This is a genomic window from Streptomyces albicerus (assembly GCF_008905045.1).
GTDB classification, from domain to species: Bacteria; Actinomycetota; Actinomycetes; order Streptomycetales; family Streptomycetaceae; genus Streptomyces; species Streptomyces albicerus.
Genome location: NZ_VWMY01000041.1, coordinates 14,756 through 40,931, shown reverse-complemented (window position 1 = coordinate 40,931; position 26,176 = coordinate 14,756). Strand labels below are relative to the sequence as shown.

Annotated in this window: 21 protein-coding genes and 1 tRNA gene; 11 read left to right on the top strand and 11 right to left on the bottom strand. The window is 69.9% G+C overall.

Translation table 11 applies throughout. The features are described from left to right. Positions 1–49: 49 nt before the first annotated feature. The 7 genes from GAS53_RS33280 to GAS53_RS33250 all read left to right on the top strand — a co-directional run bounded on the left by GAS53_RS33280 (position 50) and on the right by GAS53_RS33250 (position 10,307). Complete coding sequence (locus GAS53_RS33280) at positions 50–3,034, top strand: FtsX-like permease family protein (RefSeq protein WP_151481522.1); 2,985 nt, start codon at positions 50–52, stop codon at positions 3,032–3,034. Positions 3,035–3,147: 113 nt separating this feature from the next. Then, on the top strand, positions 3,148–4,194 hold the full coding sequence (locus GAS53_RS33275) for an ABC transporter ATP-binding protein (protein ID WP_151481469.1): 1,047 nt from the start codon (positions 3,148–3,150) through the stop codon (positions 4,192–4,194). 218 nt (positions 4,195–4,412) lie between these two features. After that, complete coding sequence (locus GAS53_RS33270) at positions 4,413–5,114, top strand: FadR/GntR family transcriptional regulator (RefSeq protein ID WP_151481468.1); 702 nt, start codon at positions 4,413–4,415, stop codon at positions 5,112–5,114. A gap of 182 nt (positions 5,115–5,296) precedes the next feature. Further along, a complete protein-coding gene (locus GAS53_RS57730) occupies positions 5,297–6,739 on the top strand; it encodes a four-carbon acid sugar kinase family protein (protein ID WP_151481467.1) in 1,443 nt (480 codons plus the stop codon). Next, positions 6,739–7,602 carry a class II fructose-bisphosphate aldolase gene (locus GAS53_RS33260; RefSeq protein ID WP_151481466.1) on the top strand — a complete coding sequence of 288 codons (864 nt, stop codon included), beginning with the start codon at positions 6,739–6,741 and terminating at the stop codon, positions 7,600–7,602. The genes GAS53_RS57730 and GAS53_RS33260 overlap by 1 nt, the downstream gene beginning before the upstream one ends. Positions 7,603–7,878: 276 nt before the next feature. Then, the gene (locus GAS53_RS33255) at positions 7,879–8,796 is read left to right on the top strand and encodes an NAD(P)-dependent oxidoreductase (RefSeq protein ID WP_151481465.1); all 918 of its coding nucleotides are present in this window, start codon (positions 7,879–7,881) and stop codon (positions 8,794–8,796) included. Continuing rightward, complete coding sequence (locus tag GAS53_RS33250) at positions 8,793–10,307, top strand: GntT/GntP/DsdX family permease (RefSeq protein WP_151481464.1); 1,515 nt, start codon at positions 8,793–8,795, stop codon at positions 10,305–10,307. Before GAS53_RS33255 ends, GAS53_RS33250 begins: the two co-directional genes overlap by 4 nt. Before the next feature lie 84 nt (positions 10,308–10,391). On the opposite strand, the gene GAS53_RS33245 is transcribed toward GAS53_RS33250, so the two are convergent. The 7 genes from GAS53_RS33245 to GAS53_RS33215 all read right to left on the bottom strand — a co-directional run bounded on the left by GAS53_RS33245 (position 10,392) and on the right by GAS53_RS33215 (position 19,603). Then, complete coding sequence (locus tag GAS53_RS33245; RefSeq protein WP_151481463.1) at positions 10,392–11,081, bottom strand: hypothetical protein; 690 nt, start codon at positions 11,079–11,081, stop codon at positions 10,392–10,394. After that, the gene (locus tag GAS53_RS33240) at positions 11,078–11,497 is read right to left on the bottom strand and encodes an acyl-CoA thioesterase (protein WP_151481462.1); all 420 of its coding nucleotides are present in this window, start codon (positions 11,495–11,497) and stop codon (positions 11,078–11,080) included. Before GAS53_RS33240 ends, GAS53_RS33245 begins: the two co-directional genes overlap by 4 nt. Positions 11,498–11,499: 2 nt before the next feature. Then, on the bottom strand, positions 11,500–13,164 hold the full coding sequence (gene ettA / locus GAS53_RS33235; RefSeq protein ID WP_151481461.1) for an energy-dependent translational throttle protein EttA: 1,665 nt from the start codon (positions 13,162–13,164) through the stop codon (positions 11,500–11,502). Positions 13,165–13,499: 335 nt separating this feature from the next. Then, the gene (locus tag GAS53_RS33230; protein ID WP_225859242.1) at positions 13,500–14,906 is read right to left on the bottom strand and encodes a Cys-Gln thioester bond-forming surface protein; all 1,407 of its coding nucleotides are present in this window, start codon (positions 14,904–14,906) and stop codon (positions 13,500–13,502) included. Between the two features lie 271 nt (positions 14,907–15,177). Next, a complete protein-coding gene (locus tag GAS53_RS33225) occupies positions 15,178–15,666 on the bottom strand; it encodes a single-stranded DNA-binding protein (protein ID WP_151481459.1) in 489 nt (162 codons plus the stop codon). Between the two features lie 275 nt (positions 15,667–15,941). Continuing rightward, positions 15,942–17,990, bottom strand: a complete 2,049-nt coding sequence (locus GAS53_RS33220) for a GTPase (RefSeq protein ID WP_151481458.1) — start codon at positions 17,988–17,990, stop codon at positions 15,942–15,944. A 5-nt stretch (positions 17,991–17,995) separates the two neighbouring features. Further along, entirely contained in the window at positions 17,996–19,603 is a 1,608-nt protein-coding gene (locus GAS53_RS33215) for a dynamin family protein (protein ID WP_151481457.1), read from the bottom strand. Between the two features lie 311 nt (positions 19,604–19,914). Between GAS53_RS33215 and GAS53_RS33210 the strand changes: the two genes are divergently transcribed. The 4 genes from GAS53_RS33210 (at position 19,915) to GAS53_RS33195 (ending at position 22,405) form a co-directional block, all read left to right on the top strand. Then, positions 19,915–19,987 (top strand) — tRNA-Arg (locus tag GAS53_RS33210). Between the two features lie 287 nt (positions 19,988–20,274). Beyond that, positions 20,275–20,820, top strand: a complete 546-nt coding sequence (locus tag GAS53_RS33205; protein WP_151481456.1) for a hypothetical protein — start codon at positions 20,275–20,277, stop codon at positions 20,818–20,820. Between the two features lie 164 nt (positions 20,821–20,984). Then, positions 20,985–22,007 carry a hypothetical protein gene (locus tag GAS53_RS33200; protein WP_151481455.1) on the top strand — a complete coding sequence of 341 codons (1,023 nt, stop codon included), beginning with the start codon at positions 20,985–20,987 and terminating at the stop codon, positions 22,005–22,007. Positions 22,008–22,036: 29 nt separating this feature from the next. Continuing rightward, complete coding sequence (locus tag GAS53_RS33195; RefSeq protein ID WP_151481454.1) at positions 22,037–22,405, top strand: mCpol domain-containing protein; 369 nt, start codon at positions 22,037–22,039, stop codon at positions 22,403–22,405. A gap of 94 nt (positions 22,406–22,499) precedes the next feature. On the opposite strand, the gene GAS53_RS33190 is transcribed toward GAS53_RS33195, so the two are convergent. Genes GAS53_RS33190 through GAS53_RS33175 form a run of 4 tightly spaced genes read right to left on the bottom strand, consistent with a single transcriptional unit; the run spans position 22,500 to position 26,147 of the window. Beyond that, complete coding sequence (locus GAS53_RS33190) at positions 22,500–23,882, bottom strand: tyrosine-type recombinase/integrase (protein ID WP_151481453.1); 1,383 nt, start codon at positions 23,880–23,882, stop codon at positions 22,500–22,502. Beyond that, positions 23,882–24,085, bottom strand: a complete 204-nt coding sequence (locus GAS53_RS33185) for a helix-turn-helix transcriptional regulator (RefSeq protein ID WP_192583388.1) — start codon at positions 24,083–24,085, stop codon at positions 23,882–23,884. Before GAS53_RS33185 ends, GAS53_RS33190 begins: the two co-directional genes overlap by 1 nt. Continuing rightward, positions 24,082–25,236, bottom strand: coding sequence for an AAA family ATPase (locus tag GAS53_RS33180; RefSeq protein ID WP_151481451.1), 1,155 nt, complete (start codon positions 25,234–25,236; stop codon positions 24,082–24,084). The genes GAS53_RS33185 and GAS53_RS33180 overlap by 4 nt, the downstream gene beginning before the upstream one ends. After that, the gene (locus GAS53_RS33175) at positions 25,233–26,147 is read right to left on the bottom strand and encodes a bifunctional DNA primase/polymerase (protein ID WP_225859241.1); all 915 of its coding nucleotides are present in this window, start codon (positions 26,145–26,147) and stop codon (positions 25,233–25,235) included. The genes GAS53_RS33180 and GAS53_RS33175 overlap by 4 nt, the downstream gene beginning before the upstream one ends. Positions 26,148–26,176: the final 29 nt, after the last annotated feature.

The following is a 26,176-nucleotide window of genomic DNA, read 5'->3' as shown; positions in this document are numbered from 1 at the left end:
CCGGCTGCGCAGCGCCCCCGGCGCCGCTCTCGCCCTCGCTCTCCTGGTGATGGCGACCGCCTGCCTGGCCGCGGCCTTCCCCCGGGCCGTGGAGCGTTACGAGGACGCGGGCCTGCGCCGAGCGGTCGCGGACGCCACGCCGCTCAGGACAACCCTGCAGGTGTCCGCCCCGCAACCCCCCGTCTACGTCCCGCAGTCGGAACGGGAGTCGGCCCTGCGCCCGGACACGCTGCGCAAGCAGACCGAGCGAGTGCTGGGCGTGATCGAACGGCCGCTCGTCACCGACCCGGCGCAGTCCACGTACGGCGTCCGCAACGCCAAACCCCTTGAGGCGCCGGAGACTTGGCTGCCGAGGCCGAGCGGACTGCCCGCGCAGATGTCGCTCGCCGCGCCGAACGGGCTGGCCGAGCACGCCCGTCTGCGCGCGGGCCGCCTCCCACGCGCAGACGGCACGGTGACCGCTGCGACCCCGGCGGTGGAGGCCGCGGTCACCACGGAGACGGCCGAGCGCCTCCGGATCAAGGTGGGTTCGGTGATCCACGTGCCCGCCGTGGAACGTCCCCCGCTCGCCCTCCGTATCACCGGCATCGTCGCCCCGCGCAACCCCGAGGGCGCGTACTGGTCCACCGAGCCCCTCCTGCGCACCCCGTCCCTCATCCGGCTCCCCGTGACGGGCGAACCGAGCCACTACTGGCTCGGCGCCCTCCTCCTGCCCCCGGACGCCGCCCCCGCGCTCCTCGGTACCCCCGGCGAACCCGCGCGCTACTGGCACCTCGCCCCGGATCCCGCCGCCCTGACCGCGCACGACCTGTCCCGCCTGGGCAGGGCCGTCGCCTCGCTGGAATCGGGCCCGGGCCTGCTGAAAGTACGCGACTCCACGGACGCGGACGCCGGCGTGAGCACCGACCTCGACGAGGTCCTCACCTCGTACGCCGAGCTCCGTTCCGGCGTACGCCCCCTCGTCTCCGTCGCCGCCTTCGGCACCGGTGCGGTCGCGGTCGTCGTCCTCCTCATGGCCGGCCACCTCTCCGCCGACCGCCGCCGTACCGAACTCGCCCTCCTGCGCGCCCGAGGCGCCTCCCTGCGGGGCCTGACCGGACGGCTGCTCGCCGAGACGGCGGTGGTCGCGCTGCCGGCGGGCGCGCTCGGCCTCGCGGGCGCGCTGCTCGCGGTCCCGTACGGCCGCCCGTCGTACGCCGTCGGGGCCGCCCTCGCGGTCGCACTCCTCGCCTGCGCCGCGCTGCCCCTGCGCGCCGCGGCCGCCCACCGAGTCGTACGCGTGCACGGGGCCCGCGAGGACCTCGCGTCCGTACGTCCCTCACGGCGCCGTACCGTCGCCGAACTCACGCTGCTCGTGCTGGCGTCGGGGGCGGTGTTCGCTCTGCGGAGGCGCGGGACGTCGGGTGGGTCGGGCGGTTCTGACGGCTCCGGCGGGTCGGGTGGCCTGGGCAGCTCGGACGGCGGTGGCGGTTTGGGTGACCTGGGTGGCTCGGGTGGCTCGGGTGATCAACTCGTCTCGCTGGCCCCGGTGTTGATCGGTGTCATCGCCGCGCTCGTCCTGGTCCGGCTCTATCCGTTGCCCCTCCGCTGTCTGGCCCGCCCCGCCGGCCGGCTGCGCGGCGCGGTCGGCCACCTGTCGCTGGCCCGCGCGGGCCGTACCTCCGTCTCCACGGTGCTCCCGCTGCTGGCCCTGCTGACAGCGCTCACCACCGCCGCGTTCGGGGGTTCGGTCCTCGCGGGCGTCACGGACGCGCGGGACAGGGCGGCCCTGCTCACCCTCGGCGCGGACGCACGCGTCGAGACCATCGGAGCACTGCCCGCCGCCCTGCCGGAACGGATCCGCTCGGCACCCGGCGTACGGGAGGTCACGCCCCTGAGCATCGCTTACGAGGCCAAGCCTGGGGCCGGGGTGGAGACGGTGCCCTTGGCCGGGGTGGATCCCGAGGGGTACGCACGGCTGGCGGGGCGGACGGGGCTGGGGGCGTTCCCGGCGGACGAGTTGAAGGCCGCGGGCGGGTCGGAGGGGGCGGGGAACGCGGGCTCGGGTGGCACCGGGAGCTCGCCGGGGGCCGGCGGCTCGGCAGGGCCCGGCGGATCGGCGGGACCAGGTGGCTCGGCGGGGCCGGGCGGCGGCTCGGCGGACGCCAACAGTCCAACGGCAAGCGGCAGTTCAGCGGGATCAGGGGCCGGCAGTTCAGCCGGATCGAGGGCCGGCAGCTCAGCGGGAGGGGGTGGCGACGGCTCGGCCGAGGCCCCGCTTCCCGCCCTCGCCTCCCCCTCCGTCGCCGACCGCTACGGCACCCGCCCCTTCTCCGTACGCCTGGAGGACGGCAGCGACGTCACCATCCGCATCACCCTCGTACGCGAACTGACCCCGGCCCTGCCGGGAAGCGACTTCGTCGTCGTGGACCGCACCGGCCTCGGCACCGTCCCCGCCCGCCCGACCGCACTCCTGGTGACGGGCGACCACCTGAACGCGAGCGCCCTCCGCAAGGCCGCCGACACCGGCCCGTCCGGCCCGTCCGGCCCGGACGTACGTCTGCGGTCCGAGGAACGCGCGCGATACGTCGACTCCCCCCTCCAGTCCGGCGCGGAACGCGTCTATGCGGTGGCGGTGGCGGCGGGCTCCGGATACGCCGTACTCGCGCTGCTGCTCGCCCTGGTGCGCGCGGCGCCCGAACGCACCGCCCTGCTGGCCCGACTGCGCACCATGGGTCTCACCCGAGCTCAGGGCCGGCGACTGCTCGTACTGGAAGCGCTGCCGCAAGCCCTCCTCGCCGCGGCGGGCGGCACGCTGACCGGCTGGGCGACGGTGCGCCTCCTGGCCCCCGGCGTCGACCTGACCTCCATCGCCCTCGCCACCCCCGGCGGCGCGCCCCCGCCAGGCACCGCCGCACTGCACACCGACCCGGCGTCCCTGCTCCTGCCCGCCCTCACCCTGCTCCTCCTCGCGACGGGCGTCGCGGCGGGCCAGGCGTGGTGGACGGGGCGGCGGGGGTCGGTCAGGGAGCTGCGGGCGGGGGACGGCAGATGACGACCGCCCGTTCCCAGCAGCACACGAGTGACCCCGTGACCGGCAGCACACGAGTGACCCACAGACCAGCAGCGCAGGAGTGACCCCATGACCATCACCACCGGAGTCGCCCGATGACAACCACCGAGCCCACCGACCCCACCTTCGCCGACCTCGCCCAGCGCGCCGCCGACCGCCGCGACCGACCCGCCTACGGCCACGACGCCCTGATCACCTGTGACCGGCTGGTCCGGATCTTCTCCACGGACGGTGTCGAGGTACAGGCACTCCAGGGCCTCGATCTCCTGGTCCGCGAGGGCGAGTTGATGGCTCTGGTGGGCGCGTCCGGCAGCGGCAAGTCGACCCTGATGAACATCCTGGCCGGCCTGGACACCCCCACCGCGGGCGCCGCCCGGGTGGCGGGCCACGACCTGCTGACCATGAACGCCAAGGACCGGCTCGGCTACCGCCGCGAGACCGTCGGTTTCGTCTGGCAGCAGACGGCCCGCAACCTCCTCCCCTACCTGACGGCCGCGCAGAACATCACCCTGCCGATGCAGCTCACCGGCTCTCGCTCCGGTTCCGACACCGGCACCGGCACCGGCACCGGCACCGGCACCAGCTCTGGCTCCGGCTCCGGCTCCGGATCCCGTAAGCGCCGCCGCGCCCAGTCCGAACGCGCCCTGGAACTGCTGGAGCTGCTGGGCGTGGCCGACTGCCGAGCCCGCCGCCCGTACCAGATGTCCGGCGGCCAGCAGCAGCGCGTGGCCATCGCCGTGGCCCTGGCCAACGCCCCCGCCGTCCTCCTCGCCGACGAACCCACCGGCGAGCTCGACTCCCACACCGCCGAGCAGATCTTCGCCGCCTTCCGCACCGCGAACGAACACCTCGGCACCACCATCGTGATCGTCACGCACGACCAGGCGGTCGCCGGCGAGGTCCGCCGCACGGTCGCCATCCGCGACGGCCGCACCTCCACGGAGGTCCTGCGCCGCACGGAGGTCGACGCCACGACCGGCCACGAGACGGTGGTGGCCCGCGAGTACGCGATGCTCGACCGGGCGGGCAGGCTGCAGCTTCCCGCCGAGTACACCGAGGCCCTCGGTATGCGCGACCGGGTCGCCCTGGAACTGGAGCCGGACCACATCGGTGTATGGCCGGACGACAGCGAGCACGAGTGACCCGGCCCCTCGGCCGACTCGCTTGATCCATCGCCGTAACCGAACCGCAATGGCGCGGAGGTATTGACGGCTCCCGACCCCGGTGTCATGGTTACCGCCATCGAGACATCAGATGTCTGACGTCAGACTTCCAGATCACCTCTCCTGGGATCATGCGGATCACCTGATGACAGACTCTGGTCACCACCTGCCCAGACCCGCCCGCCGGAGGCCCAACGATGTCGCTCTCCGAAGACCTCGCCGAGCAGCTGCTCAGCGCGATCATCGACGGCACGTACCCGCCGGACGCCGCCCTCCCCCCGGAGGCCGAGCTCGCCGAGCAGTCGTCCGTGAGCCGCCTGACCGTGCGCGAGGCGGTGAAACAGCTGCGCGCCCAGAACGTCGTACGCGTCGTCCGCGGCCGTGGCACCTACGTGAACCCGCCGGACCGCTGGACCGCCATGGAACACGTGGTCCGCGCGGCGTCCCGTTCCTCGCACTCCGCCCTCTCCGAGCGGCTCATCGAAGCCCGCCGCCTCATCGAGAACGGCGCGACGGAACTCGCCGCCCTCCGCCGCAGCGAGGCCGACCTCGCGGAGCTGCGCGAGCACCTCGCGACGATGCGCGAGGCGGCGGACGCGGCCGATACGGAACAGTTCGTGCAGGCGGACATCGACTTCCACGCCACGGTGATGCGGGCGACCGGCAACCTCTTCGTCCCCCTCCTCTTCGAACCCTTCGGCCCCCTCCTGGCGGAGGGCCGCCGCGAGACCTCGGCAGTCCCGCAGATCCGCGTCAACGCGATCGCCCACCACGAGGCGGTCCTGGTGGCCCTGGAGTCCGGCGACCCGGAGAAGGCCCGCCGCGCGATGGACGCCCACATGAACCAGACGGCGAACGACCTGCGCACGCACGTGATCAAGGACCCGGACCACCACTGACGCGCACAGCTCCCGGCCCCGCAGCGGTCAGGTGGCCGTAGGCACACGTAATCCGTACGCGTAACCGGTACGTGGCGGTAGTTACTCGTGCCACTGGGGTGGCACGAGTGTGCTCACCTCCCCCGAGCGATCCCAATCCCCGCCCCCATCCCCCGATCCCTCACCCTCACCCAGGAACCGCCATGTCCCTACCCCGCCATGCCCTCCCCGAGCCCGAAGTCCTCGCCGGCCTTCCGCCGGTCCGCGAGATCCCCGCCGCGGAAGTCGCCGCCAGAATCCGCTCGGCTCCCCGCCTGGTGGTCCTGGACGACGACCCCACCGGCACCCAGACCGTCAAGGACATCCCCGTCCTCACCACCTGGACCGTCGACGACCTCCGCTGGGCCCTCCGCCAGAGCACCCCCGCCTTCTTCGTCCTCACCAACACCCGCAGCCTCTCCCCCGAGGACACCGCGACCCGCAACCGCGCCATAGTCCGCGCGCTCCACCAGGCATCCCGGGCCGAAGGCATCCCCTACGCCATCGCCTCCCGGAGCGACTCCACCCTGCGCGGCCACTTCCCCCTCGAAACCGACGTACTCGCCGAGGAGTTGACGTCCGTCGGCGCCTCCACCCCCGACGGAGTCGTCCTCGTCCCCGCCTACATAGAGGCCGGCCGCCTCACCATCGACTCGACCCACTGGATGCGCACCCCGGACGGCCTCCTCCCGGTCGGTGAGAGCGAGTTCGCCCGGGACGCCACCTTCGGCTACCGCTCCTCCCGCCTCCCCGACTGGATCGAGGAGAAGACGAACGGCCGCACCCCCGCCGACAAGGTCCTCCGCATCACGCTCACCGATCTCCGTACCAAGGGCCCGAGCCACGTGGCGTCCCTCCTCTCCACCCTCCGCCACGGCGCCCCCGCCGTGGTCGACGCGGTCTGCGACGACGACCTCCGCGTCCTCGCCCTGGCCCTCGCGGAGGCCGAGGAGAACGGCGCCCACCTCCTCTACCGCGTGGGCCCCTCCTTCGTACGCGCCCGCGCCGGCCAGTCCGCCCACCAGCCGCTCACCCCCGCCGAACTCCGCCCTCTGCGCGGCGACGCCCCCCACGGCCTCATCGTCGTCGGCTCCCATGTCTCCCTGACCACCCGCCAGTTGGACCGCCTGCGCGAACAGCAGGGCAACCTCACCGAGTACGAACTCGACGTCGCCCACCTCCTCGACGACACGCGCCGCGACGCCCATATCTGCGAGATCGCCACCGCGGCCGCGGCCGCCCTGGAGACCTCCGACGCCGTCATCCGCACCACCCGCACGCTCGTCACCGGCACGGACGCGGACGCCAGCCTCGCCATCTCCCGCCGCGTCTCCGCCGCCCTCGTCGAAGCGGTACGCCTCGTCAACGCCGTCCGCCGCCCCGCCTTCGTCATCGCCAAGGGCGGCATCACCTCCAGCGACACCGCGACCCACGGCCTGGAGATCCGCCGCGCCTGGGCCCGCGGCACCCTGCTGCCGGGCATCGTCTCCCTCTGGCAGCCCGTCGACGGCCCGGCCGCCGGCATCCCGTACGTCGTCTTCGCGGGCAACGTCGGCGGCGACGACGCCCTCTCCGACGCCCTCGCCCTCCTGAGGAGCGCCGCCTGATGCTGCTCACCGGAGCCGAAGGCCTGAAGGCCCTCACCGAGGCGTACGAGACCGGATACGCGCTCCCGGGCTTCGTCGCGTACAACCTGGAGACGGTCCAGGGCATAGTCGCCGCGGCGGAAGCCTCCGAAGGCCACCCGGTGCTGATCCAGGCCGGTTCGAGCCCCTTCGGACACGCGGGCCGCGAACCCCTGATGCGCCTCGCCCTCGACGCGGCCACCCGCTCGACCGCCCGTCTCGGCGTCCACCTCGACCACAGCCGCGACCTCAACGAGATCACCGCCTGCCTGGAAGCGGGCTACACGTCCGTCATGGTGGACGGCTCCCATCTCCCCTTCGCCGAGAACGTCAAGCTCACGAAGGAGGCCGTACGCCGGGCCCGCGACCACGGGGCCTGGGTGGAGGCCGAGCTGGGTGCCCTGCCGGGCGACGAGGACGTCTCGACGAACGCCACCGTGGCTCCCTCCACCATGACGGACCCGGCCCAGGCAGCCGAGTTCGCCGCCGAGACCGGCATCGACGCCCTCGCTGTCGCCGTCGGCAACGTCCACGGCTTCACCACCCACGAGATCCACCTGGACCTCGCCCGCCTGTCCGCGATCCACGCGGTGACCCCCGTCCCCCTCGTCCTCCACGGAGCCAGCGGCCTCCCCACCGCCGAACTCCACCCCGCCCTCACCCAAGGAGTAGCCAAGGTCAACGTCAACGCGGAACTCCGCCGCGCCTACCTGCAGGCCGTCGCCGCCCAACTCCCGTCCGCCCTACCGGGTTCGGACGTGGTGAGCCTCTGGCGGGCGGGCCGCGAGGCGGTCACCCAGGCGGCGATCCGGGTCATCGCCCAACTGACCCCACAGTCCGCGTAGTTCAGGGCCAGAGCAGCGTTCAGGGCAAGGGCCGCTGCGGGGGCCAAAGGCCGGGATCAGGCCAAGGGCACTTCAAAGCAAGGGCACTTCAGGGCAAGGCCCCGAGCCCCAGGAGCGGGCAGCCAATCCACAGCCCCAGCCCCATCAGGGGCGCGGGGCTGTACCGATATGCGGCTCCGCCGCGTGGGCGCGACCAGCCCCCACCCACCCGCAGCCGAAGTCATCCCCCACACCCCCCTCTTCCCCGTCTCCCTCCCCTCCCCAAAGGACACCCACATGCCAACCGCTCCCCACACGGCAGTGCTCGGCCTGGGCGCCATGGGCCTGCCCATGGCCACCCGCCTCGCCGCCCACCTCCCGGTCACGGCCTACGACATAGCCGAAGACCGCCGAGCCCTGGTCACCGAGGCGGGCGGCGCAGCCGCCACCTCCCCCGCCGAGGCAGCCCGCAACGCCGACATCGTCCTCCTCGCAGTCCGGGACCAGTCCCAGGTAGAGGGCGCCCTCTTCGCCAGGCACGGCGCAGCCGAAACCCTCCGCCCCGGCGCCACGGTCGTCCTCACCAGCACGGTCGGCCCGGACGCGGCCCGCACCACAGCCGCCCGCCTCGCAGAGAAAGGCATCCTCACGGTCGACGCCCCGGTCAGCGGCGGCCCGGTCCGCGCGGGCAACGGCGACCTCCTCATCGTCGTAGGCGCCGAGGACAAGGCCCTGGACCAGGCCCGCCCGGTACTGGGCCTCCTCGCCTCCACCCTCACCCTGGTCGGCCCCCGGCCGGGCGACGGCCAGTCCCTCAAGGCGATCAACCAGCTCCTCGCCGGCGTCCACATCGCCGCGGCCGCGGAGGCCATCGCCCTCGCCCGCGCCCTGGGCCTCGACCCGGCCACGGTCGTGGAGAGCCTCCGCCACGGCGCGGCGGGCTCGTTCATGTTCGCCGACCGCGGCCCTCGCATGGTCGAGACGTACGCGGACGGCCCGGACCCCGAAGTGAAGTCCCGCCTCGACATCTTCGTGAAGGACATGGGCATCGTCACCGGCATCGCCAAGGACGCCCACGTCCCGGTTCCGCTGGCGTCCGCGGCCCAGCAGCTCTACCTCCTCGGCGAAGGCGCCGGCCTCGCCGCCCACGACGACTCCTCCGTCGTCACTGTCCTGTCGCCGAAGAACAACTCCCCAGAGGGAGACGCCCGATGAGCCACACCACCCTCCTCCTGATAGCCCTCGCCGGCGTCACCACCCTCCTGTTGCTGATCCTCCGCGCCAAGGTCCAGCCCTTCGTCGCCCTGGTCGTCGTCTCCATCGGCGTCGCCCTCGCCGCGGGCGTACCGGCCGCCAAGCTGGTGGAGACCATCGAGGCGGGCATGGGCTCCACGCTCGGCCACATCGCGACGATCATCGCCCTGGGCGCGATGATCGGCCGGATCATCGAACTCTCCGGCGGCGCCCAGTCGTTCGCGCACTCCCTCATCGACCGCTTCGGCTCCCGCCGCACCCCGCTCGCGCTCACCGTCGCCGGTTTCGTCCTCGGCATCCCGGTCTTCTTCGAGGTCGGCCTGATCATCCTGATGCCGATCGCGTACGGAGTCGCCCGCGCCTCCCGCAAGCCCCTCCTCGTGTACGCGCTGCCGATGGGCGCCGCGATGCTCACCGTGCACGCCTTCCTGCCGCCGCACCCGGGCGCGGTCGCCGTCACCCAGGCGATCGGCGCCGACCAGGGCCTGGTCCTGCTCATCGGCATCCCGCTGACCGCGGTCGTGGTCCTGCTCGGCTACCTGGTGTCGCGCCGTATGACCCGCCGCGAGTACCCGATGGACCCGACGGTGTACGCCGAGGTCTACGGCGAGGACGCATCCGGCGAGGTCACCGACGGCGGAGCCACCCCGGGTCCGGGTCGGGGTTCAGGTGCGGGTCCGGGTGCGGGTCCAGGTGCGGGTCCGGGTTCGGCACCGGCCCCTGCCACGGACGACGGCCACGGAACCGCCGTACTCACGAAGCCCTCCGCGACCGCCGCGACCACCACCTCGGAGGTCCGCCCGCCCTCCTTCGGCATGGTCCTGGCCCTGATCGTCACCCCGATCCTGCTGATCCTCCTCGGCACCCTCGGCCAGAACCTCCTCGACGAGGGCTCCACCCTCCGCGCCGTCCTCACGGTCCTCGGCGCTCCGATGGTGGCCCTGCTGATCGACGTCACCCTGTGCGCGTACTTCCTCGGCGCCCGCCGCGGCTGGCACCGCACCCGCATCGCCGAGGTCATGGGCTCCGCCCTGCCGCCCGTGGCGATGGTGATCCTGGTGGCGGGCGCGGGCGGTGTCTTCGGCAAGGTCCTCGTGGCGAGCGGCATCGGTGACGCGATCGCCGACGTACTCGACAGGACCGGCCTGCCGGCCCTCTTCCTCGCCTTCCTGATGGCGCTGACCCTGCGCGCCGCCCAGGGTTCGACGACGGTGGCACTGATCACCACGGCGGGCATCCTCACCCCGCTCCTGGAACGCGCCGAGCTGTCCACGGGCCAACTCTCCCTGGTCGCCCTGGCGATGGGCGCGGGCGGCCTGGCCGTCTCGCACATCAACGACGCGGGCTACTGGATGTTCACCAAGCTCGCCGGCCTGGATGTGGCGAGTGGCCTGCGCACGTGGACGGTCCTGACGACCACCATGGGTGTGATGGGCTTCGGCCTGACGGCAGCCCTTTGGCCACTCGTCTAGCTCCGACCACTCGTCCTGCTCTGGCCACTGGTCTTGCACCGGCCACTGGTCTGAAATGCGGCCGCTGGTCTGAAATGCGGCCGCTCAGCGAACGCTGACGTCCAACGCCCCAAGTCCCGCCCTGCGTACGGCGATCGACCCGTACGGCGTACGCAGCCTGAGCCACGCGCCCGACGAGAGCAGCCGCAGTACGGCCTCGTCGGGCACGGCCGTGCGTGCGGGCCTCAGGAATCCCAGCGACTGCGCCGCGTGCGCGGCCCGCACCGGTAGTTCAGTGTCGCCGATCGGCCGGGACCAGATCTCCCGCCCGATGCGGTCGAGTTGGGCACGCGTACGCCCCTCGGCCGCCAGCTCGTCGATACGCGACCGGAATTCAGCGACCGCCGCGGCGACCATCGCCCGTACCGCGTCGAGCGCGGGCAGCCCCGGCTCGGGCCGCCAGCCGCCGCGGGGCGGCAGCACTCCGGCCCACGGCGGGCCGGTGACGACGGCGGGCACGGTCGCGGTGGCCGCCGACTCGTCGAGGGATTCCAGGAGTTCACCGGCCGAGACGGTCACGTCGAGCGAGGCGTCGAGACCGTTCTCGTACGGCTTGGCGAGCCGAGCCGTACGGATCGCGAGCACCTCGAACGACGGTGGCCGGCCGAACACCGCCAGCGTCTTCCCCGACGCCTGCAGCCGCACCGCGGCCGCGCGGTCGTAGTGGATCAGCCGGGCCAGGAAGGCGGCGAGGTCCGCCGCCTCCCCCTCGTCGGCCAGGTGCAGAGCCGTCATGCCGCGACGGCCCCCGCGGGGTCGTCCTCGTCGTCCGTGTACTCCTCGAGGAACTCCCGCTCCTCGGCGGTGAGGCGGCGTGGCCGCTGCGCCTCGAAGTCGAACGGCACTATGACCGTCTGGGCCCGGACATACACCTGCTCCGGATCCTTGACCTCGTACGCGACGGTGAACGACGCCGCCCTGATCTGCGTGACCCACAGCTCGATGTCCACCGGCGTGTGCCGGTGGACCAACTGCTGCTTGTAGTCGATCTCGTGGCGCGCCACCACGGACCCCTGCCGGAAATCCTTGTCCGGGCGGAACAGGAAGTCGATACGCGCCTCCTCCAGATAACGGAGGAAGACCACGTTGTTGATGTGGCCGTACGCGTCCATGTCCGCCCAGCGCAGCGGGCAGCGGTAGATATGCCGCAAGATCAGCCCCGGGTCAGCTTCTTGTAGGTGGCGCGGTGCGGACGCGCGGCGTCCGGTCCGAGCCGCTCGACCTTGTTCTTCTCGTACGACTCGAAGTTGCCCTCGAACCAGAACCACCTGGAGTCGCCCTCGTACGCGAGGATGTGCGTCGCCACCCGGTCCAGGAACCACCGGTCGTGGGAGACGACCACCGCGGCACCCGGGAACTCGAGCAGCGCGTTCTCGAGCGAGGACAGGGTCTCGACGTCGAGGTCGTTGGTCGGCTCGTCGAGGAGCAGCAGGTTGCCGCCCTGCTTGAGGGTGAGCGCGAGGTTGAGGCGGTTGCGCTCACCGCCGGAGAGGACTCCGGCCGGCTTCTGCTGGTCCGGGCCCTTGAATCCGAAGGCGGACACGTAGGCGCGGGACGGCATCTCGACCTGGCCGACGTTGATGTAGTCCAGCTCGTCCGAGACGACGGCCCACAGCGACTTCTTCGGGTCGATGTTCTCGCGGCCCTGGTCGACGTAGGCGATCTTGACGGTCTCGCCGACCTTGATCTCGCCGGAGTCCGGCGTCTCAAAACCCTGGATCATCTTGAAGAGCGTGGTCTTGCCGGCGCCGTTGGGCCCGATGACACCGACGATGCCGTTCCGCGGCAGCGTGAACGAAAGATCGTCGATGAGGACCTTGTCACCGAAGGCCTTGGAGAGGTTGTTGACCTCGACCACGATGGAGCCCAGACGCGGGCCCGGCGGGATCTGGATCTCCTCGAAGTCCAGCTTCCGCATCTTGTCCGCCTCGGCGGCCATCTCCTCGTAACGGGACAGTCGCGCCTTGGACTTGGCCTGCCGGCCCTTGGCGTTGGACCGCACCCACTCGAGCTCTTCCTTGAGCCGCTTGGCGCGCTTGGCGTCCTTCTGGCCCTCGACCTTGAGGCGGGACTGCTTCTTCTCCAGGTAGACGGAGTAGTTCCCCTCGTAGCCGATGGCCCGGCCACGGTCGAGCTCCAGGATCCAGCCCGCGACGTTGTCGAGGAAGTACCGATCGTGGGTGACGGCGACGACGGTGCCGTCGTACTTCGCGAGGTGCTGCTCCAGCCACTGCACGGACTCGGCGTCCAGGTGGTTGGTGGGCTCGTCGAGAAGCAGCAGGTCGGGGGCCTCGATCAGCAGCTTGCAGAGCGCGACGCGGCGCTTCTCGCCACCGGAGAGGTTGGTGACCGGCCAGTCGCCGGGCGGGCAGCCCAGTGCGTCCATGGCCTGCTCCAGCTGGGCGTCGAGGTCCCACGCGTTGGCGTGGTCCAGGTCGTCCTGGAGCTTGCCCATCTCCTCCATCAGCGCGTCCGAGTAGTCGGTCGCCATGAGCTCGGCGACCTCGTTGAAGCGGTGGAGCTTGCCCATGATCTCGGCAGCGCCGTCCTGCACGTTCTGCAGGACCGTCTTCGACTCGTCCAGCGGCGGCTCCTGCAGCAGCATGCCGACGCTGTAGCCGGGCGACAGGTACGCCTCACCGTTCGACGGCTGCTCGAGACCAGCCATGATCTTCAGCACGGTCGACTTACCGGCACCGTTCGGACCGACAACGCCGATCTTCGCCCCCGGCAGGAAGTTCAGGGTGACGTCGTCGAGAATCACCTTGTCGCCGTGCGCCTTGCGCGTCTTGCGCATGGTGTAAATGAACTCAGCCAAGAGAAACCGTCCGGACGCTTGAAATCGGCAGTGGGCAGATACACCCCATCTTGCCCGACGGCCACCCCTCGAAGGAAACCCGTTTGGTCGAGGGCCCGTGACCTGGACGTTCCCGGAGCACCCTTGTAGTCGACCCGTCACTGGTCGTCGACATAGGCACGCGATCAGCACGGGCGCCGCAGGACATGACGCAGGACGTTCGTGAACGTTGCGGGTTCTGGGGCGCGAGCTGTCCTCGGCGGTGCCAGGGTCGCCCACTCAAGGGACGGGCAAGCAGGGAGTCAGCGGGTGGTTACTCGCTGTCCAGTTTTCAAGGTGCTGTTTCTTTCGCGTCTTCAGTCCTGCCCTGGTGTCTTCTTCTTGCGGACGAAGAGGACCGCCGCGCCGCCGAGTACGACCAGGGCGATCGCGATTTCGGTTATCACCGGGGTGGCGCTGGAGGCGCCGGTCTCGGCGAGGTCGGTGGTCGTGGTGGAGGTGCCGCCGGCTGTGGCGGGGCTGGGCTCGTTCAGGGTCTGGGTCGTCTCGCCGCCGGCGCTGGTCCGGGTCTGGCAGTCGAGTACGCCCTTGATCCGCTTCTCGTAGCCGTTCGGCCCCTTGATCGTGAAGTCGTACGCCTGGTCTTCCTGCAGCGGGATCGTCACGGTCTGTGACGCGCCCGCCTCGACGGTGTGCTCGAAGCCCATCAGCTCGAAGGTGAACGCCTCGTCGCCCTCGTTGGCCGCCGTGATGTCCACGCCGCCCTTGGCGCAGTTCTTCTCGGCCGACAGCGCGGGTATCGCACCGCTCTTGGCCCAGTTCGCGGTCGCCGTCGCGGAGACCGTCGACTCGCTGGAGCCGGCGAGGATCTGGGTCTGGCTCCTGGTCTCGGAGGCGAAGGCCCGGCCGACCGGCACGGTGGTCGAGGCCTGCACCGTCAGCGCGGCCGAACCGTCCGCGGCGTCTTCGGGGATGTCGAAGAAGAGCCGGCCGCCGTCGGCCGCGGACGTGATCGCCTTGCCGTCCTTGTCGACGACCTTCACTCCGCTCGTCGCGTCGGCGGGCGGTGTCACCGTCACACCGTCCGCGTTGGTGTGCACGGTGACCGGGCCGAGCAGTTCACCGGCGCGACCGGAGACCGCGGGCGGGTCAAGGGTCAGCGAGGCCTCGGGCTCCGCGAGGTTCCGCGCGCTGCGCTGCAGATAGTCGGCGAGCTTCTCCGCCTGCGGGTCCACGGCATCCACGTCGGCGCCGTCCGAGTACCGCCAGATCGCCACCTGCGTGCCGGCCGCCGCGTCCTGCTCGGTGAGGCCGGTCACGCCGGCCTTGGCGGCCAGCGCGGCGAGGTCGTTCACCTGCGGGTAGGAGTTCTGCAGGATCCAGCGGATCCGGCCCGCGTCGGGGTTGCCGTTCAGCGACGTGCCGCTCCAGGGCGTCTCCTGGTACTTGGCGTCCTTCTGCGTCGGGTTGTGGATGTCGACGCAGTAGGTCTGCAGGGTGCCGCCGTTGTCGACGGACATCTCGAACAGCCCGGCGGACACCTGCTTGTCCTCGCCGTTCTCGTGAATGACGGCCGGCCCGGACATCTTCAGGCCGCCTATGGTGGCGGTCGCGCCGCCCTGGCTCTGGGGGAGTTCGTCGGCGGCGGCCGTACCCGCGGTGGTCAGGGCGCTCACGGCGACGAGTCCGGACACCAGGGCCGCCGCGACGAGGCGAGCGACACCTCGTCCGTGCGCGGACGACGCAGAGAACGAAGAAAGCACAGAATTCCCCTTCGAGCAGGACCCGTTGACGTGGGGGGTTACGGTCCCACCAGCAGAATCAGAAGCCTCGAGAGCTATGCCCGGCATCCTAAGGACGGGGCGCACCGCTCTCCCCAGTCATGCCATCGGATAAGCGATCCGACTCGGAATCGTTATCGCCGGCACAGGGCGTGAGCTGGGCTTATCGACAAATCCACCAGGACCGTTCGGAACGCATTCGTCGATAAGCCGCACTTCGGTCGGACCGTTGGATCTGATCCGGCACCTGATCTCACGTCACCAGGGCGGGTTCCTGCTGCTGTTGAGCGGCCTCGTCCGGCTGAACCGCAGGCTCCGTCTCCCAGCTGGGCTCCGGCCGAGCCGGCGTGTCCGGCGTGTCCGGCGTGTCCGATGCCGTCCCGCCCCTGGAGGCCCGCCGGAACGCCGCGGTCCCCCGCGCCAGATCGTGGCCGATCGCCGACGCCTCGATGTCCGCGCCCGCCCACGACTGCCCGTCGCGCTGCTCGGAGCGGACCTTCAGCCTCCCCCGCACCACAAGCGGATCGCCCACCGAGACGGACCCCTGCACATTCGTCGCGAGCGCCCGATTGGCCCACACCGTGAAGAAGTTGGTGTGCCCGTCCTTCCACGCGTTCTTCTCGCGGTCCCAGTACCGCTGCGTCACCGCCAGCCGGAACCTCGCCGACGAGCCTGCCGCCGTCTCGCGGAACACCGGCTGCGTGGCCACGTTCCCCACCACACACACCATCGTCTCGTTCATCGCGAACCCCTCCCTTGCCCACGCGTACGGGCCCGTCCCGTACGGCTGCGTCTGTCGCGGCGACCGCGATGTGCTCGCGCAGTGATCGCCGCGACCTCAGACTGCCTCCGTCGGCCCGAGCCCGCTGAGCGCTGTGGGCTACCGCCCGGTTGTGGACAACTCCGTCACCCGAACGAGCCGTTCCAGAGCCCGCCCCCGCCCCCAGAGCCCCAGAGCCCATCCCGGCAGGCCGAACCCCAGAGCCCTCGCGCGCCCGCCCGCCGAGCCAAGTTTTCTCACCCCGCCGAGGCCCCGATCCCCGTGACCCGCAGATACTGCTCCCGCACCTCCCGATACCGCAGCAACTCCGCCGCCACCGGATCGAGTACCCGCGCCCGCCCGCACCCGGAGGCCGCCTCCCGCAATCGCCGTTCCGCCTCAAGCCCGTACCGCCGCGCCGGCCCGCGCACCGCCAGCTTGCAGGCCCACTCGACGCCCGGGCCGCCCACGATGCCGATCACCATCAGCAGCGCCGGGACCCCGAGATTCGGCGACATGAATCCGATGACCTGCCCCAACAGCCAGAGTCCGCCGATGACTTGGAGGATCGTCATGGAGGCCTGCGCCAGTACGGCGACCGGCCACCAGCCGGGCCGCGGTGGCCGTCCGACCGGCGTCCCCGCCCGTACCGCCAGCTGGTCCAGCGCCTCGGACAGCCCCTGTGCCCCCCGTACGGCCGCCTCTCGGACCGCCTGCGCCCAGGGTGCAGGCAGTCCCCCGGCCGCCTGCTCGGCGACCGTACGCACCGCCTGTTCGACGCGCTGCCGTGCCGTGGCCTCCTCGTCGGCGTGCGCCCGTACGGCGAGGCGCCCGGTCGGCGGTTCGCGCCGGTCCTGGCACCAGCGCCACAGCCGCAGCCAGGGTGTGCCGCAGGCGCGGTTGGCGTTGCGCCGCCATGCGCGCTCGGCCGCCTCGCCCGCCGCCGTGGCGCCCACGGCGTCGGCAAGCCGGTCGGCGAACTCGTCGCGCGCTTCCTCGCTGAGCCCTGCCTGCCGCCGGTTCGCGTAGACGGGCCACAGTCGCACCGCGGCCGCGTCCACGTCGGCGGAGATCCGGCGCGCCGCGGCTCCCCGCTCGGCCACGAAGTGGCCGAGCACCTCGCGCAGTTCGGCGATGCCGTCCCCGGTGAGCGCGGACAGCGCGAGCACGGTCGCGCCCGGCTCGCCGTACTCGCCGAGCGCGATGCCGTCCTCGTCGAGCAGCCGCCGCAGGTCGTCGAGGACCTGGTGGGCGGCCTCTCCGGGCAGTCGGTCGACCTGGTTGAGGACTACGAAGGTGACCTCCGCGTGCCCCGCCATGGGGCGCAGATAGCGCTCGTGCAGCACGGCGTCGGCGTACTTCTCCGGGTCGACGACCCAGATGACGGCGTCGACGAGCGCGAGGATGCGGTCCACCTGTTCGCGGTGCTGGACGGCCGCGGAGTCGTGGTCGGGCAGGTCGACCAGGACGAGCCCGCGCAGCTGCGCCTCGGCCTCCGGGCTCTGCAGCGGTCGCCGCCGCAGCCGCCCGGGGATGCCGAGCCGGTCGATGAGGGTCGCCGCGCCGTCGCTCCAGCTGCACGCGATGGGCGCGGCGGTGGTCGGCCTGCGTACTCCGGTCTCCGAAATGGCCACTCCGGCGAGCGCGTTGAAGAGCTGCGACTTGCCGCTGCCGGTGGCCCCCGCGATGGCGACGACGGTGTGCTGCCCGGAGAGCCTGCGCCGCGCCACCGCCTCGTCCAGGACACGTCCTGCCTCGGCGAGCGTCCGGCTGTCGAGCCGGGTGCGGGAGAGCCCGACCAGTTCACGCAGCGCGTCAAGACGGGACCGTAGCGGCCCGTCGTACGCGAGAGGGGTCACAACGGGCGGCCTGTTCTCCACGACTGCCTCCTTTACGGGCCGGGCCTGTCCCTCGGTCGTGGCGGACACGCGCCGCGCGATCAGTCCGTCGTCCCAGGCGCTCTCGGAGTCCGAAGAATTCGTTGCGTCTGATGCTTCTGATGCTTCTGATGCGTCTGACGTCTCTGATGCGCTTGATGTCTCCGTGGCGTTCGTGGCGTTCGTGGCGTTCGTGGCCTCCGCGGAATCCGGCTCCTGCGGGTCCTTACCGGTCTCCACGCGCGCGTGCCCGGAATCGTCCTCCTCGTTGTGTACGGAGTCGCGGTGGGCGAATTCGCTCTCCTCCTTGTGGGCGGATTCGTGCGCGGACACGGAATCGTCCTCCACCCGCGCGTGCTCGCCGTCCTCGCGCCCCTCGTCGTCTCCGGGGTGGTCGGCTTGATCCGTGTGGTCCGTGACGGCGGTCACCGCGGTCACCTCTCCTTCTGCAGTACGGACAGCGCGGCGATGAGTTCGGCCTGGGGTTCGGGGCGTACGTCGAGTGCGTCGAGCGGGGCGAGCCGCCGCTCTCTCTCGGCGTGCAGCGTCCTGTCGAGGTAGTCGGTGAGCAGTCGGCCGCCCTTGTCGCGCAGCCGCAGAGCACCGCGGGCGCCGATCCGCTCGGCGAGCCCTTCGCCCGCGGACCGCGCCCGGCGGCCGCCCAGGAGCGCGGTGGCGACGAGTGCGGCCACCACCTCGGGGTCCGGCGCGACGCTCTTCTCGAGCTGGCGCACCTCCTCCTCGGCGTACTCCTCGATGACCCGTCGCCAGCGCCGTACGGCCATCCCGATGCGGTGCTCGGCGCTCTCCAGCGTCGGATCACGGTCCGTCAGCCCCGGTGTGTCCGCGGCGGGTTCGCGCCGCCAGGCCTCGTCGATGCGCTCGTCGGCGGCGGTGACGGCGCACAGCAGGAGCGCGGCCAGGCTCTCGGCGAGCGCGTCGAGCAGCTCGGCTGCGGTGCAGTCCAGGGGGTAGCTGCGCCACCGTTTGAGCGCGTCGCCGGCGAGCACCGCCCCGGCCTGCAAACGGCCCCGTACGCGCGCGTGCTCGCTGTCGTAGGCCCCGTCGACGGCCGCGGTGAGCCGCAGCGCGGCGGCGTACTGCGCGGCCGCCGCACTGGCCAGCTCGGGCATCCGCGACTTCAGCGAGTCGAGCACCCCGTACGCCGTACGCGCCATCGCCCGCTGACGAGCCCCCGGATCCTGCACCTGCTGGATGAGCCAGGCGCGCAGGGGCGCCACGGCGGTGGCCGGAAGCAGCCCCCCGCCCCACGCCGACTCGGGCAGCTCGGGCACGGTGAAGCGGGGTACGTCGCCGAGTCCCGCCTTGGCGAGCAGCGCGCCGTACTGCCGCGAGACCTCCGAGACGACCTGATGGGGCACCCGGTCCAGGACGGTGACGAGCGTGGCGTCGTGCTCCTTGGCGGTACGCAGCAGATGCCACGGCACCGCGTCGGCGTACCGCGCGGCCGTGGTGACCATGACCCAGATGTCGGCGGCGCAGAGCAGCTCAGCGGCGAGCACCCGGTTGTCGGCCACCAAGGAGTCGACGTCGGGCGCGTCGAGGAGGGCGAGCCCGTGCGGAAGGGTGTCGGCGGTCTCGATGCGCAGGACGCGCGTGCCGTCCTCGCCGGGCAGCAGCAGGTCGTCCCCGGCGTCCTGTTGGGGCACCCACACGCGCGTGAGGTCGGGCAGTACGCGCATCCCGCTGAACCAGTGATGGTCCTCCGGGTGGCAGACGAGCACCGGAGTGCGCGTCGTGGGCCGGAGCACCCCGGCCTCGCTGACCCGCCGTCCCACAAGGGAGTTGACCAGTGTCGACTTGCCGGCCCCGGTCGATCCCCCGATCACGACGAGCAACGGTGCTTCAGGCTGTCTCAACCGGGGCACCAAATAATCGTCGAGCTGCGCCAGCAGTTCGTCGCGGTTGGCACGCGCGCGTGGAGCCCCCGCCAGGGGCAGCGGGAAGCGTGCGGCGGCGACACGGTCGCGCAGGGCGGAGAGTGCGTCGAGCAGCTGAGGCCGTACGTCCAAGGTCACCACATGCGAAGAATGCCCAATTTTGGAGGCTTTCTGAAGCATATGGGCATGTCTGCGCGCCGATCGGACACACGGGGCGGAAGGGACGACTGGGGCGCAGGCATAACGAGTGCACAACACCCGGGGCGTGAGACGCCAAAAGCGATGCACGATTCGCACCTGCCTGCGATTATCAGGACCGCTTCACTGAACCTCCACATCGAGCCACGGAGGCGAAGCACCAAGGACAGGGACCCGGGCGCTCTATCCTTGTCCCCGGCAAGGTCACGGACCCGCCCACACCCGGGCACCAGCACCACAGGCCACCACACCCGGCCCCCGTAGCTCAGTGGATAGAGCAGGCGCCTTCTAAGCGCTTGGCCGCAGGTTCGAGTCCTGCCGGGGGCGCCTATCCCCGCCCTCCCATCGGGAGGGCGTTTTTGCTGTTCAGAGCACGTATAGCCAGGCATGGAAGGTTCCCGACCCTCCTCTGATGATCGCGGGGAGGGTCCGGCGCTGTCCGGCTGTCACTGGAGTTCTGCGGGTGGCCGTGGCAAATACGTGGCGAAGTTCCCGAGCGGCTGAGAGTCGTCCAGATCCGCGCCCGTTGGCACTGAAGCTCACAGCTTGAGGCTCATCACACGACAGGCACTCAAGGACTAACGGGCTATCACGCGGTCCGGCACTCTGGGGCCATGAACGAAGCGTGGGGGGCGGTCATCGCCGGCCTTGCCGCTGCACTCGGGGCCGCAGTGGCGGCTTGGGCTACCGGCAGAGCCATGGCCCGGCAAACTCTCACCCAGGGCCGTGAACAGCAGCGCAACTGGCTTCTGGACCAGCGCCAACAGGCGTATGCACAACTCCTGTCCGCGACAGACAGCGTCCGGGCACGCCTGAGGGCAGTGATCGACATGCAGCACGGGCCTGACTTCGGAATGGGCGGGGAACATGACCCGGACGAACACGCACAGGCCTTGGTCTGGGACCCGGTAGAAGCAGCCCTCCTTGATGCCGACGCGGCAGTCCGACGTATTGCAATCGTCGGCCCTGCAGACGACACGCAGGCTCTGGCCAAGGATGTGCGTGAAGCGCTCCAAGCCGTCGTCGACTCCCGTACGGAGTATGAGCAACGCCCTTCCACCATGGACGCCTGCCACCTCGCTGCTGAGCAGGTGTTCAAGACAGCCGAAGCGGCGTTCGTCACGAAGGCGCAATGGGTGCTGCACTCCGACGAGTTGTAGCGCAGCTCTGGCGTTCCCCCATCCGCCGGTGAGGCCAGAGACAGGCGCGCTGCATACTGAATCTCTCGCCCGTGAGGCTGTTGGGGCGACTCACAGACGATGCACCGTTGAGCAGATGGGGACCGTCACGCATGGCGAATCGACTCAGTCGCAGCGTTCGCAAGGTGAGTGAAGACAGGGCCGTCTCGGCCGCACTCATAGCAGCGTTGGGATCGTCCCTGGTTGCCGGGACGATGCCGGAGCTACTCAAGCTCATTCCTGGGGAGAATAAGACCCTCGCCGTACTTCTTGCAGTTGGATTCGTCATCCTCGCCATAAGTTGGATTAGCCTTCACGGTCGTACTGGTGTCGGAGTTGCCGTCTTCCTCAAGCCGACGCCAGCATCGACTTGGTCGGATTCGAGGCTCCTACGACATGCCGCCGATGCCAAGAATCGCCATATCAGCTTTTTTTACGTGAATGTCGATGAACTGCACTCCGGGCTGACTATGGACGAGAGGGCAGAACTTACCCAACGCGTAATTGAAGCCAGACTCAAAGAAGAGGACCCGAAAGAGTCCAGCCATATCTCATTCTACCTAACATGTAGCCTGGCCAACGCCTACAGACTGGGACAGCAGACCTTCAACGGCGCTCACGGCGCCCAGCTCAGAATCCTTGAGTTCAAGGAGATTTCTGTACACCAAGTTACTAATACAGGATCCCATCAACCGCTGCCCCCACTAGTACTCGAAGGAACTCCGACCGGCCCCCAAACCACACAGTCAACGTATCCGCAACTCGCACAGATGATTCAATGCACACCCACCAACCTGACGACAACCATTGCGCCAACAGTAAATCGACATGCACTGATTCTTAACTTGACCAACAACCCGACGATGATCACTGAAGCAACTTCAGCAGCGTCGGGAACCACACCGAGCAGGTATACCGTGGGACCCAACGACGTATGCAGCAGCGCCCTGGTGATCGAAAGCACCGTCTCCCCTTTCCCCAATGACAGATCAGCCTACAATGAACTTCTGAAGAAGATTGCCCAGGACTGGTCACTCTACCTTTCAACGCAAGCAGCAAATCACCAATCCTCGCCCGAAGGTCGCCTATTTATCCAGGCGCCCAGTTCCCTCACTTTCTCCCTTGGGGCACTACTACCACCATCCACAAAGGTCATCGACTACAACTGACCGCCACAACCAGGAGTCAAGAGACCAGCATGGCCTTTGCGATAATTGACGGCGATGACGTAGGAAACAAGGTTGAGACACACATTCTCGCCAATGACATAGCAAAATTCGTCGAGTCATCCAGAATGATCAATGCGGCACTCGAAGGAATAGCTACCCGCATGGCCGACTTGCCTGGAGTCTCCCTCGTTCACGCAGGGGGCGACAGTATCTTGATTGAAATACGAGATGGCAGCGTAGAACTCATAGCAGAAGCCCTAAAGAAAGAGCAGAAGCCCGGAATTCTCACCTTCTCAGCCGGGGTGGGGTCCACTCTGCGCCAAAGTTTTCTGGCCCTCCGGATGGCCAAGTCTTCGGGAAAATGCCGCGTTGTCAACTTCAAGGAAGCCACGGAGTAGTCGCTAATACTCTTCAGAATTCCCAGCAATTCCCCTACCGGTTCCCCCCTTGGCTCGCTACCAACTTCAGGTAGCGAGCCAAGGACCACATGTGTCAGGCGAAGCCTTCCGGGAGGTCTTCGCCAGCCTCCATCCGCCGCTTAAGGTCTCCTAACTGTCCGGAGATGCACCGGGCGTAGACGGCCAGTAGTACAGGGACGCTGTTGCCCGCCCACTCAGCCACCTGCGCGGGTGGGATGCCGTCGTTGAGCCACCGGGTCAGACAACTGTGCCGGAGGTCATACACCCGTTTGCCGAGCGGTGAGGCGAACTCCTCCGTCGTGAGCACTTTCTCGCGGGCACTCCGCCACGCCCGCCGAATGACGGAGCCGGCGAGCATTTCCCCCTTCTCGCCTTGGAACAGCAATTCTCCTGGCTTCAGGTTCTTCGCCTTGATGTGCTCGCGGAGAATACGCGTCAGCGAGGGGTGGCCGGGGACAACTCGGGTGTCGTCCGCCGCGCGCCCTTTCAGTCCGCGCTCTTCATGAATCTCGCCGTCGTTGGTCCAGTGCTTCCCGACTTCCGGCTGAGCTGTGTGAAACAACAGCTCACACCACTGGTCTTCGGCGCTTTCCTCGGGCAGCCGGACGTCTGTCACGTCCATCGCCACGACTTCCTCTGGACGCGGCCCGGCGTAGTACATCGTGGCGAAGAACGCGTGCAGCCGCTTGCCGCCGCGAGGGCGGCGACGTACCCAGCCCAGTAGGCGCCCCGCCTGCTCCGGGTTGAGCAGCGACCGCTTGTCGATCGCGTTCGACGTCTTGGGCACTGAGCCTCTGCCCTTCGGCAGCGGGTTGCCCCGCAAGATCCGATGCTTGACCGCGTACTCCATTGCCACGTTCAGGATCCGCCGGTTGCGCTTCACGGAACTGGCCGCGGCTCGTGTGCCGTCCAGCTTGGTCCCCAAGGCGCGCAGGACTTCGTCCACCCTGGCCGGGTCCTCCCACGCAGCCATGGACAAGGTGTTGCGTTCCACCCACTTCAGGATCGCGGCTACTTCGGGGGAAGCCTCTTCCCGGCGCCTGGTATTGAACGCGAACTCCCGCAGCGCGGTGCGCACGTCGACCGGCCTGAAGGCCGCTGGCGGTGTGCGCAGCAGGGCAACGGTCGCCCCCATCAGAGCCTTGGCCGTGTTCTTTCGGCTGTTCCCGGCGGTGCGGTGCCACTGGAAGTCCGCGAACTGTACGGCGAAGTCGTACCAACTCATCGAGCTCGCTCCGGACTGGTGCGAGACCGGGCGCCCCGTGGTGAGGCTGAATGCCTCACCACGGCGCGTGGCGCTGACCAGCTCGGAGCGGAACGCGTCCGCAAGCGCCTTGGTGTCGAACGGTGCGCGCCACTCTCGGCCGTCCAGTGCCCAGCGCACGCTATACGACGTCTTCTGCTTGCCCCGATAGACCCTGATGCCCCAGATCTTGACGTTGTACGTCGTGTCCATCAGGCGCAGTCCTCCCGGTCGTTCAGCCAGTGCTCGTAGTCGCTTCGACGGATCCGGAGATCACCGTTCGGCAGCTTGATGCAACGCGGGGCGCGCCCCTTCGCGCGCCAGTCGTAGAAGGTTGAGCGCGAGATCTTCAGGTCCTTGCAGATCTCGGCGAGCGTGAGCTTGTCGTCTCGTGACCTAGGCAGAGCCGTCGTCACCGCGCGCTCCCTTCGTCTGTCGAGCCGGACAGGTGGGACAGTCCCGATTCCGGCTGTCCCACTCGTTCGCGCAGGTCATCGGGTGTGCTGGGACAGCCGGACAGGTGGGACACCTCCGGGATGCCCTGCGTCCGGGTCTCGGTGTCCGGGTAGTAGCGGCCGGTGCCGTCCTTCGTGAGCTGTCCGTCAGCGGCCATGCGAGAGCAGGTGCGGCGGACGTTCTCGGCATCGAGCTGCGGCAGCGCGGCGACGATGTCCTTCGGCCGGACGCCGGGGTTCTCCCGGACATGCCGCAGAATCGCAGCGCGGGTGTCGCCGATGGTGTGGTCAGTGACCGGTCCATCGAGCATGCGCCAGGCGCCGGAGGCGGCTTGGAACTGAAGCGCGTACTCGGCTTCGTCGACGTCGCGTCCGGTGACGTGCAGGATGCCGTCTGCCTGTCCGCGTGCCCGTTTCAGTACGAGCGTGGCGTCCGCGGCTCCGGCGATGCCGTTGGTGCCGGAGACCTCCGTCAGGAAGTCCTCGGACGCCATCTTGCGGACGTGGTGGACGAGGACCACGGCGATGCCGTAGTGGTCGGCGATCCGCTTGGCGTAGGTGACGGCGACGTAGTCCGCGTCATACGCGGACACGCCCTGCGGGGCGGGGCCACGCATCTTGGCGAACACGTCGACGACGACCATGCGAGCGTCCGGGTTGCGGTCCAACCACCCCGCGATGGCGTCGCTGCCGCCCTGAGGGAAGGGCGGGCATTCGGTGACCAGGGTCAGGCCGGTGGGGGCCGGCTGCCCGCCCAACATCTTGCCCATACGGGTCTGGAGACGGCGCGGGGTGTCCTCCAAGGCGAGGTAAAGCACCGGCCCCCCGTCGACCGGCAGGGAGTCGAAGGCATGGCCCCCGGAGGCGACCGCGAGGGCCAGTCCGAGGGACAGCCAGGACTTGCCCACCTTGGGTGGTCCAGCGAGCAGGTTGACGCCTTCGGCAAGGATGCCGGGCACCGCCCACTTCGGCTCCGGGAAGTCCGCGGCCATGAGCTGATCCGCGGTCCATGCGGTGCGCGGGCGCTCCCGCTTCGGCAGCTCCCGCGGGGCTTGTTCGGGATCGCTGGGCACGGAGTACAGGTGCAACGGGGGGATGGGATTGGTGCTCATGCCGCCCTGCCCGTGGCGGTGTTGAGGCCATTGGCGACGGCGCGGCGGGCGTACGCCTGGGGGACGCCGACAGACACGGCAGCAGCGACGATCAGCGCACCGATGGTGTCCAGTGCACACGGTCCGGGGCATTGCACGTGCAGGTTGGCCTGGAAACGGGCCACTTGGAACGCCTGCGATCCCGCGCCGGACTCGGTGTGGCTGCGGACCATGGCCAGACCGCGTTCCAGGCCGGTGCGTACGTACCGCTCGGTGTGCCTGCACCCGGTCGCAACGGTCCGGTCCCATCCGGCGCGCGTGCCGGACGAAGAGGCCACCTTCCCCGCGCAGGGGGTGGCCTCTTCCCTCACGGCGAGTGCGCGGACGGTAGGCGGCAGGTCCGCCATGTTCCCGTAGCCGGGCCCGAGCCAGCGGGCGTAGGCCATGCGCGATTTGATGTCCACGCCGGACCGGACCGCGTTGGCCGAGCGCATACCCCCTCGGTAGAGCCAGTGCTGCCCGCGTGTGGTCGGCACCGTGCAGGTGGCGGGGAGATTCTCGCGCGCCCATTCGACGGCCGCCGGGGTGTCCAGGTCGACGACGGTCAGGCCGGCCCCGCCCGGGTGGTAGGCGACGGAGACGGCCTGCCGCCAAGCAGGAGACCACGCACGGGAAGTGATGATGCGAGGGTCGGTGGTGGCGGCGGCCCATCCGTGACAGACCGCCGGGCACTGGCAGCTGCCCGCGCTCTTCATGTGCGGGCGGCCGCCGCACGCGCCGTTCGCGCAGGCGCGGCAGTTCCCGAAGGGCACCTTCCCCCGCAGGGGCAGCACCGGAACTCCGGCTGCGGCCAGATGCAGCGCGGTGCGCAACGGGTCCCCGTTCGGGTGATGCATGACGTGCGGGAGCACGGTCTTGCATGCAGGTGTCATGCTGGAGGTCTCCTGTTCTGTCGAAGGGA

Excerpts from the sequence above, each read along its gene's own strand:
- GAS53_RS33195 (WP_151481454.1), top strand. The coding sequence starts at position 22,037 with ATGGCCTTTGCGATAATTGACGGCGATGACGTAGGAAACAAGGTTGAG.
- GAS53_RS57730 (WP_151481467.1), top strand. The coding sequence starts at position 5,297 with ATGTCCCTACCCCGCCATGCCCTCCCCGAGCCCGAAGTCCTCGCCGGC.
- GAS53_RS33270 (WP_151481468.1), top strand. The coding sequence starts at position 4,413 with ATGTCGCTCTCCGAAGACCTCGCCGAGCAGCTGCTCAGCGCGATCATC.
- GAS53_RS33190 (WP_151481453.1), bottom strand. The coding sequence starts at position 23,882 with ATGGACACGACGTACAACGTCAAGATCTGGGGCATCAGGGTCTATCGG.
- GAS53_RS33280 (WP_151481522.1), top strand. The coding sequence starts at position 50 with ATGGCGACCGCCTGCCTGGCCGCGGCCTTCCCCCGGGCCGTGGAGCGT.
- GAS53_RS33245 (WP_151481463.1), bottom strand. The coding sequence starts at position 11,081 with ATGACGGCTCTGCACCTGGCCGACGAGGGGGAGGCGGCGGACCTCGCC.
- GAS53_RS33205 (WP_151481456.1), top strand. The coding sequence starts at position 20,275 with ATGAACGAAGCGTGGGGGGCGGTCATCGCCGGCCTTGCCGCTGCACTC.
- GAS53_RS33180 (WP_151481451.1), bottom strand. The coding sequence starts at position 25,236 with ATGAGCACCAATCCCATCCCCCCGTTGCACCTGTACTCCGTGCCCAGC.
- GAS53_RS33255 (WP_151481465.1), top strand. The coding sequence starts at position 7,879 with ATGCCAACCGCTCCCCACACGGCAGTGCTCGGCCTGGGCGCCATGGGC.
- GAS53_RS33260 (WP_151481466.1), top strand. The coding sequence starts at position 6,739 with ATGCTGCTCACCGGAGCCGAAGGCCTGAAGGCCCTCACCGAGGCGTAC.
- GAS53_RS33250 (WP_151481464.1), top strand. The coding sequence starts at position 8,793 with ATGAGCCACACCACCCTCCTCCTGATAGCCCTCGCCGGCGTCACCACC.
- GAS53_RS33225 (WP_151481459.1), bottom strand. The coding sequence starts at position 15,666 with ATGAACGAGACGATGGTGTGTGTGGTGGGGAACGTGGCCACGCAGCCG.
- GAS53_RS33175 (WP_225859241.1), bottom strand. The coding sequence starts at position 26,147 with ATGACACCTGCATGCAAGACCGTGCTCCCGCACGTCATGCATCACCCG.
- GAS53_RS33275 (WP_151481469.1), top strand. The coding sequence starts at position 3,148 with ATGACAACCACCGAGCCCACCGACCCCACCTTCGCCGACCTCGCCCAG.